The organism is Myroides sp. LJL115, from assembly GCF_054871665.1.
The window spans coordinates 1-7,752 of sequence record NZ_JBTXLS010000073.1; the positions used below are offsets into that span (position 1 = coordinate 1).

Consider the following 7,752-nt stretch of genomic DNA (forward strand, 5'->3'; position numbering starts at 1 on the left):
ATTAAAACTAGTCTATCTAGCCATCAAAGATGTATCTAAAAAATGGACTATGCCTATTCGCAATTGGGGCTTGACAATGTCTCAGCTTTATATTAAATTTGGGGATAGATTACAGCCGTAAAAAAAATCCTGTTTCCAAGCCTTGGGGCTTAAGCCCCAAGGCTTGGAAACAGGAGATGACACAGTTCATGTTACACTCCCCCTATTCTAGAAAAAGGCTTTTTTTAAAAGACACTGACAACGCTTATAGAGGACTTATTAAAGTCTCTTTATAAGCGTTATTTATTTTATATCTATAATATTGGTGGCAGCAACAACCCAAAAAAAGGCTTTATATTTCCTTTCTAAATCAGTAGTACTCCTGTGTTTTCGACACATGTGTAAAACTCATCTAAAATCATCTAAAATCATCTAAAATCATCTAAAATCATCTAAAACGCGTCTAAAACTCGTCTAAAACTCGTCTAAAACTCGTCTAAAACTCGTCTAAAACTCGTCTAAAACTCGTCTAAAACTCGTCTAAAACTCGTCTAAAACTCGTCTAATTAACCTTTAGACAACATCCATAGCTTATCAATATTTACAATTTTACCAGACTTTCTCAACGATTGTAAATTGTTTTTTACTTTATTTCTCTTTTGTTTTACATCCAAGATATCAGGAAGCTTTTCTAAAAGTAAATTTTCAAAATCCATTCTACTACCTTGGTTAAACTTTTCTAAATAATCTACAATCATTTTCTGACAGTACTTATCATCAATTCCTCTCTGTTTCATATAATCACTCTTTTCTCCTGTAGCAACTGCTACGTTAGAGGATATATGAAAATTAGGTTTCCTTCCTTCTATCAAGCACTTCTCTTTTAATGATTTAATTTCATTATCTGCTAAAGATTTTTGCTTAGCTACTTTGTCTAAAAGAATAATCTCATCCAATGAAAGCTTTGGAAGTTCAGCTAATTTTCGAGCATAATTTAGATCAACAACTTTACCAACAATGGTTACTTTTACTTTATTATGAGATAAATCATACTCTGGTAAAGGAAAGTATTTAGCTTTTTGAATACGGAACATTCTTTTTATTCCACTTCCGATAGTGTCAATCATATTCAAATTTACCATAGCACCAACCAAAAATGTATTTCTATATTTTGGCTCAGGAGATTCACTTTTCACCACTTCTTCAATACTTTGAGGAATAAAGTCCCCTGAATTGGTAAATGAAATCCAACCATCTTCGTTTTCAACAACAACTATTTTCCCACCTAAAGTATAATCTTGGTGTGCAATACAATTATGTAAAGCCTCACGAATAATATAAGAATCATACTGCTCCACTTCATCAGGAAATAAAGTTCCAGATTTAATATATCTATATTTTAGATTTCGAATTTTAAGCCCAATTTTCTCTGCTACATTGATTAAAGGGCACGAAAAATGTTCATAATCCTTTTCAATATTTTCTTTATCTTTAAGAATCCATGTAATTCTTGCAGAAGCTGGATTAATAAAATGTTCTGACTCTGTCTTACCCAACAATAAAATAGCCGTATTGGTTATTTTCCCTTTTATAGTAACTTTAGCTTTATCTAAGAATAGTTCGTCACTCCAAGAATCTATTTCATCTTTTAATTTAACATTTTTTTCTTTAAATTGAATTCTCGCAAAAGCAATAGCGTCCTTTGACAAATCTTCAATAGTAGCGTCTTCAATAATTCCAATACTCCAATCCTTATGAACAACCTGCGCTTTTATTCGATCTCTATCAAAGTCACTTAACGTACCTAAACTTTCACCATCTCTACCATAATAATGCCCTTTCCATGAAATAGACTGCCCTTTGACTGTAGCTGGTATTTCAAAAATCAATACTTGCTTACCAGATTTATTTACTTTATAAACATTTGAAAAGCTAATACGGGGAGAGGTGTGTTTTGCAACTTCAAGTTTATAATCATTAAGCTGAGAGTCATTAATAGAAGTTCCGACGACAGTTTTATTATCCTTCACTCCCAAAACTAAATAAGCAAACTCTTGAAAGTGCAAATTTGCCTCATTCGAAAGAGCAGAGAAATACTATCCTAATTTATCTTTGTCAAATTGAGTCTTAGCTTCTTTAAATTCAACCACTTCGTTTTCAGTAGAGAGATACAGTAAATTTTCTAAAAGTTTATCTTTACTCATATGGTTCGTTTATTAAAACTTTTTAATTGTTTATTAATTTCATTTAATAAGTCACTCAGGTCCGTAAATAATAATTCTCGCTTTGTTAGAAACAGCTAAAATAACTAGTGTGCTCATTTCGCGTTTCCAACCTAAGTCCTCACTGAAGCATATTAATAAAAAACAAAGTCCATGTAGAACTTTAAAGAGCACTAATTTACCACACTTTACTATTGGTATTTAATTATTATAGTAATAACTTCTTTAACTTTTTAACTAAACCAGAACTTTCATATATCCAATAAAAAGTGACTAAAAAACAAAAAGAGTTTAACTAAAAAGCTAAACTCTTTTTTATATAATAAGATTATCTTAAAAACAATAAAATTGTTATCCAATTACCTTTAAAAATTCCATTAATAGGCTTCTAATAAATCCAAAGATTCATGTAACTCTGGTTTTCCTTTTACATAGGAGCTAACCCAGCGTCCTAATTGTTCTACATCATAAGGTAATAAATTCTTTAAAGCTTTGTCTAATTCTTTGTAGAATAAGGTTGGATCAAAGCTAACATTCACTAAAACTGTCTTTGCAAAATCAAACATAAAACGTGTTCTCATAGCTGTGTTTTTAATATTATACTGTAGTAAACATAAGCAATAAAAAACACAATTCCTCATAAAAATATATTTTTAATACTTTATTAAGAATTAAACTCTATATCCTTTTTTTTCTAACACAGACCTAACATTGGGTAAACATTAGGATGATCTTACCTATTGTTTGTTATTAGTCCAACTAAGAAGGTAGCATTTTTAAAAAAAGACCTCTTACGCCTTTGTAGTGTTCAAAACGCTTTGAAATAAAAACAATAAAAACAAAGCAGGAAAACCTACCAATACATCAAAATATGTTGTATTTTGTCTTGCCTTTATAGGCTACACAAAACACCAACTATACACTAAAATTATAATACCATAGTTCACAATGCTAAAAAACATCAACTGGGCAAGAGTAGGAATAGTAATTTGTACTATCATCTTTTTAATAACTGCAGTGACTTTTGAAATATTTGAATTAGGAAGTTTACCCGCTCAATTCTTTGGGACTTTACTTGGAGTAGTAATCACAGCTATTATTACTGTATTACTCCTACAAGGACAAACCAAAAGTGAACTATTTAGAGAAAGAAATTTAAGGGTCTTTATAAAAAAACAAAAAGTGTTCTTTCAATTCTTAACCCAGTTAAATATCATATTACAAAAAGAAAACCTACAAATTGGCTTAAGCCATAATAAATCCATAGAAAGAGAGGTATTGAACCTACAAGATCTCTTATTTGAATTTGGTTATCTACAAATGCACACTTCCTATGAAACCTATGATCAAATCCTGGATTATGTAGGCAACCTTTTAGAGCATAGTAAAAACTTAAAATGTCTTGCTCATCGCAATGAAAAAGATCTAGAGTTATACTATGATAATATAAGCGAGGATTTTTTCCAAATTGTTTCTTTATTAAAGAGCGAACTATATTCTCAAGCGCCTACTACTATTGATAAAGAAAAATTAAACCGTATTATCAATCTATCCTTTTATGTAAGAGATCAAGAGAAAAGCTAGTTGCAATAGCCCTAGCTAACCCTTAAAAATTAAAAGGTACAGCGCGGCGCTCTATAAAGATAAGAATTCTCCCCTATGTAAAGCAAGAGCTTTATACATAGTTATTCTCTATCCTTTTAACCAAAGCTCGCGTAGAATATCTATAAACCTTCTTTGTTAAAAAGCATTGCCTCTGCCTTTACAAGGCAAAGATGTTTTACAAAGACTATTTACCTATAACCAAAATAAAACCTGAACATGCACAATTTAGACAACACGGATTTAAAGCTCTTAGAAATCTTGGGAAATAATTCAGATTTAACCACTAAGGAATTAGCCCAGATGGTAAATTTATCTCCTACCCCAGTTTTTGAAAGAGTTAAACGCTTAAAAAAAGAAGGATACATAAAGAAGTACATTGCCTTAATTGACCCTGAAAAATTAAATAGAGGTTTTATTGTATTTTGCCACGTCAAGTTAAAACAACACCATAGATTATTACACAATAAATTCATACAAGACATCGATTTAATTGATGAAGTAGTAGAATGCTATAATGTGTCTGGTGAATTTGATTTCTTATTAAAAGTCTATGCCAATGATATGAAACATTACCAAGATTTTGTCTTTAACAAACTCTCTGTTTTGGACAGCATTGGAAGTACGCATAGCTCTTTTGTAATGCGGGAGATTAAAAACCAACATAACATAGCAGTTGGATTAGTGCAAAGCAATGGGTAGAGGTGGCTTTACACTAGCTTAAACAATGAATAAAAAGTGAAAAAAATCACCACTTACAAGGTACTCTTTATCCAAAGTTTAAAGTCTAGCTGTGTAATAACTTAAGATTAGCACAAATGGATGACAAACTAACCCATACATTTATTTTGTGCTTTTCTAAAAAAAAATAATAATAATAGTCTTTTTTAAACAAAGGAAGACCACTCCTTTTATACTTTGGAAAATTACAAAGCATATTTGATAAAGACTACTAATGGTTTGTTATATTAATCTTTCTTTTTTGCCTATAATTTATTAAAATACCTTTTAAAAACTATAAACACAGTGCGATTAAGAAATTCAATCAACTTGCTTAATGAAAAGCGGCAAATACAAATTCGTCTATTTCTTGTTTTCTATAGCGCAAATATAACAACAGTTTTTTAAAAAAAATACTTTTTTTAGCTCAACCCCCTATTTTCTTTAGTAAAGTATATAAAAATAACACTAAAACACATCAGCACCCCCTTACAAATACACCTAAACAACCTATCAATTAACTTTAAACTATTATAAATCAATTTTTAGTGTCACCACTCCCACTAAAAAATCCTCTTTTCTTGAAAATTTCCTTTGTTGAGTATTTTTTTACTAAAATTCCAAATTATGCTGTTTTAATGTTTTTTTTCACTTAGTAAATTACAAAAGCGCAGTAAAAAAAGCTAAATCGGTAGCTAAAAGGCCTATAATTTTAGCTATATTTGTTAAACAAGGCATTCTTGTAAAAAAATAATCACCTAAAAACTATAGTATGAAAACACTGGGATGGATTGGTCTAGGCAATATGGGCACACCAATGGCTATTAATTTATTGAAAAAGGATTATTCAATAACCTATCTTCAAAGAAACCCTAAAGATGTTTCCACTACTGAGCAATTTGAGGCTAAACCAACCCAAGACTTAAAAGAAGTTATCCAAAATGGAGAAGTTATTTTTTTAACCTTACCAAATGATGCTATTTGTAGAGAAGTTTTCCAACAAATCATTACTTATCCCATTAAAGGAAAAACCTTTATAAACTCTAGTACCATTTCTCCACAGGCTGCAGTTGAATTCAATATGCTATTGAAAAGTTTTGAAGCCATTTACCTAGATGCGCCTGTATCAGGAAGTGTAAAACCAGCCCAAGATGGCACTCTACTATATTTAATTGGAGCGGATAATGCTCAAATCTACCAAGATTGTATCGAGTTTTTTGAAATCCTAGGAAGCAAACATTATTATCTTGGAGCAGTTGGAATGGGAAGTAAAGCTAAACTAGCCATTAATTACTATATGTCTGTTGTGGTCGATGGATTTGCACAAACAGTCAACTTTGCAAGCCAACAGGGCATTAGCAAAGCAATCATGACTCAAATTGTGAATGATAGCGCATGTGGATCGGCTATGACACAAATTAAAACACCTGGCGTTTTAAAAGATCATTATCCAGTAGCTTTTCCCTTAAAATTCATGCTTAAAGATATTCTTTTAGCTCAAGCACAGGGCTTAGATACTCCTTTGTTAAAAGCAGTAAGTGATGATTACCAAAAAGCCGCTGATTTAGGTTTAGGTGATCTGGACTTAATGGCAGTCATTAGAGCAATAAAATAACAAAAAAAGCCAATATATGCAGCATCTTCAGCAAATAATTCAGCAGGCTTGGCTAGATAAAGACTTGCTAACACAAGACACTGTCCAACAAGCTATATCCAAAGTAATTACCCTTTTAGATCAAGGAAAACTACGCATAGCTCAAAAACAAGACAACAACTGGGTAGTGAACCAATGGATAAAAAAAGCGGTACTTCTTTATTTTAGTATCCAAAAGATGCAAACCATAGAAATGGGGCCATTTGAGTACCATGACAAAATGCCTTTGAAGAAAGATTTTGCTCAAAAACAAATTAGAGTAGTACCTAATGCAGTAGCTAGATACGGTTCTTATATCGCTCCAGGAGTTGTACTTATGCCTAGTTATGTAAATATAGGAGCTTATATTGATTCAGGTACTATGGTAGATACATGGGCAACCGTGGGTTCATGCGCCCAAATTGGGAAGGATGTACATTTATCCGGTGGAGTTGGAATTGGTGGAGTTTTAGAACCTTTACAAAACGGACCAGTAATTATTGAAGATGGCGCCTTTATAGGATCTAGATGTATTTTAGTAGAAGGTGTAATTGTAGGAGAGAGAGCCGTTTTAGGAGCAAATGTAGTTATTACTAAATCGACCAAAATAATCGATGTTTCTCAAGACAAACCTATCTATTACAATGGACACATACCTGCGAATTCTGTAGTTATTCCAGGGGCTTATACCAAAGAATTTCCTGCAGGACAATACCAAGTACCTTGCGCTTTAATTATTGGAAAAAGAAAAGAGTCTACTGATTTAAAGACTTCTTTAAACCAAACATTAAGAGATTTTGATATTGCGGTTTAGTAACCAATAAAACCTAACAAAGGGGGTTGTCTCACAATTGAAGACAGCCCCTTTTTTACTTAATAAATATCGTGATTTACTTAGTATAATTCAATTATTTTATCTGAAATATAAATTATACCTAATAATTTACTCCTGAATGACTGCTAGGTAACCTTTATGAGATAGCCCCTTTTGTTTTTTACTTAAAACACTACCAACCGACTACACACCAAATACTTAAATACAAAAAAGGCAGGGTAAAATCTTCTTTTACCCTACCTTCTAATCTATTAAGTTCTCTTTTGGTTATTAATACCCAAATAGCTCTTCTAAGCTTACTTCAATTACCTTTCCAAGCTTCTGAACACTTTGCCAGTCTAATTCTTCTTTCTTGCCCATTAAACCTACGTTATAGGTCTTTGCTTTAACGTGGTTGTCGAAGAAATTCACTAAATCTTGCAATTGCATATCTTTGGTTTGCGTGTAGATATCTTTATTAATATCATAATCTATACCTCGCTTTTTAAGACTTAGCCAATAGTAAAAAATTTGTGCCTTAGTGTAACGAAGGGTTCCTATATTTTTCAAACTCGAGTTCTGGGAGTGTAACATGAACTGTGTCATCTCCTGTTTCCAAGCCTTGGGGCTTAAGCCCCAAGGCTTGGAAACAGGATTTTTTTTACGGCTGTAATCTATCCCCAAATTTAATATAAAGCTGAGACATTGTCAAGCCCCAATTGCGAATAGGCATAGTCCATTTTTTAGATACATCTTTGATGGCTAGATAGACTAGTTTTAAT

Annotated in this window: 7 protein-coding genes and 1 pseudogene; 4 read left to right on the forward strand and 4 right to left on the reverse strand. The window is 31.9% G+C overall.

Annotation, left to right across the window (positions count from 1 at the left end):
- Positions 1 to 545 precede the first annotated feature (545 nt).
- From ACYSNX_RS12600 to ACYSNX_RS12610, 3 genes and pseudogenes are all read right to left on the reverse strand, one after another.
- Positions 546 to 1,337 carry an ATP-binding protein gene (locus ACYSNX_RS12600; protein ID WP_461755021.1) on the reverse strand — a complete coding sequence of 264 codons (792 nt, stop codon included), beginning with the start codon at positions 1,335 to 1,337 and terminating at the stop codon, positions 546 to 548.
- A 462-nt stretch (positions 1,338 to 1,799) separates the two neighbouring features.
- Positions 1,800 to 2,060, reverse strand: a pseudogene (locus ACYSNX_RS12605) (AlbA family DNA-binding domain-containing protein); the annotation flags it as partial.
- Between the two features lie 518 nt (positions 2,061 to 2,578).
- The gene (locus tag ACYSNX_RS12610; protein WP_461755015.1) at positions 2,579 to 2,782 is read right to left on the reverse strand and encodes a hypothetical protein; all 204 of its coding nucleotides are present in this window, start codon (positions 2,780 to 2,782) and stop codon (positions 2,579 to 2,581) included.
- 367 nt (positions 2,783 to 3,149) lie between these two features.
- Between ACYSNX_RS12610 and ACYSNX_RS12615 the strand changes: the two genes are divergently transcribed.
- The 4 genes from ACYSNX_RS12615 (at position 3,150) to ACYSNX_RS12630 (ending at position 6,970) form a co-directional block, all read left to right on the forward strand.
- Positions 3,150 to 3,785, forward strand: coding sequence for a hypothetical protein (locus ACYSNX_RS12615; protein WP_461755016.1), 636 nt, complete (start codon positions 3,150 to 3,152; stop codon positions 3,783 to 3,785).
- 237 nt (positions 3,786 to 4,022) lie between these two features.
- Positions 4,023 to 4,505: an Lrp/AsnC family transcriptional regulator gene (locus tag ACYSNX_RS12620; RefSeq protein ID WP_461755017.1), complete on the forward strand. Its 483-nt coding sequence runs from the start codon at positions 4,023 to 4,025 to the stop codon at positions 4,503 to 4,505.
- A 790-nt stretch (positions 4,506 to 5,295) separates the two neighbouring features.
- On the forward strand, positions 5,296 to 6,138 hold the full coding sequence (locus ACYSNX_RS12625) for an NAD(P)-dependent oxidoreductase (RefSeq protein WP_461755018.1): 843 nt from the start codon (positions 5,296 to 5,298) through the stop codon (positions 6,136 to 6,138).
- Positions 6,139 to 6,154: 16 nt separating this feature from the next.
- Positions 6,155 to 6,970: a 2,3,4,5-tetrahydropyridine-2,6-dicarboxylate N-succinyltransferase gene (locus ACYSNX_RS12630; protein ID WP_461755019.1), complete on the forward strand. Its 816-nt coding sequence runs from the start codon at positions 6,155 to 6,157 to the stop codon at positions 6,968 to 6,970.
- Between the two features lie 291 nt (positions 6,971 to 7,261).
- Here ACYSNX_RS12630 and ACYSNX_RS12635 read toward each other — a convergent pair whose 3' ends face one another.
- Positions 7,262 to 7,576, reverse strand: coding sequence for a hypothetical protein (locus ACYSNX_RS12635; RefSeq protein WP_461755020.1), 315 nt, complete (start codon positions 7,574 to 7,576; stop codon positions 7,262 to 7,264).
- Positions 7,577 to 7,752: the final 176 nt, after the last annotated feature.

What these genes read in the sequence shown, in the direction of transcription:
- ACYSNX_RS12610 (WP_461755015.1), bottom strand. Translation starts at nt 2,782, where the DNA reads ATGAGAACACGTTTTATGTTTGATTTTGCAAAGACAGTTTTAGTGAAT.
- ACYSNX_RS12615 (WP_461755016.1), top strand. Translation starts at nt 3,150, where the DNA reads ATGCTAAAAAACATCAACTGGGCAAGAGTAGGAATAGTAATTTGTACT.
- ACYSNX_RS12620 (WP_461755017.1), top strand. Translation starts at nt 4,023, where the DNA reads ATGCACAATTTAGACAACACGGATTTAAAGCTCTTAGAAATCTTGGGA.
- ACYSNX_RS12625 (WP_461755018.1), top strand. Translation starts at nt 5,296, where the DNA reads ATGAAAACACTGGGATGGATTGGTCTAGGCAATATGGGCACACCAATG.
- ACYSNX_RS12630 (WP_461755019.1), top strand. Translation starts at nt 6,155, where the DNA reads ATGCAGCATCTTCAGCAAATAATTCAGCAGGCTTGGCTAGATAAAGAC.
- ACYSNX_RS12635 (WP_461755020.1), bottom strand. Translation starts at nt 7,576, where the DNA reads ATGACACAGTTCATGTTACACTCCCAGAACTCGAGTTTGAAAAATATA.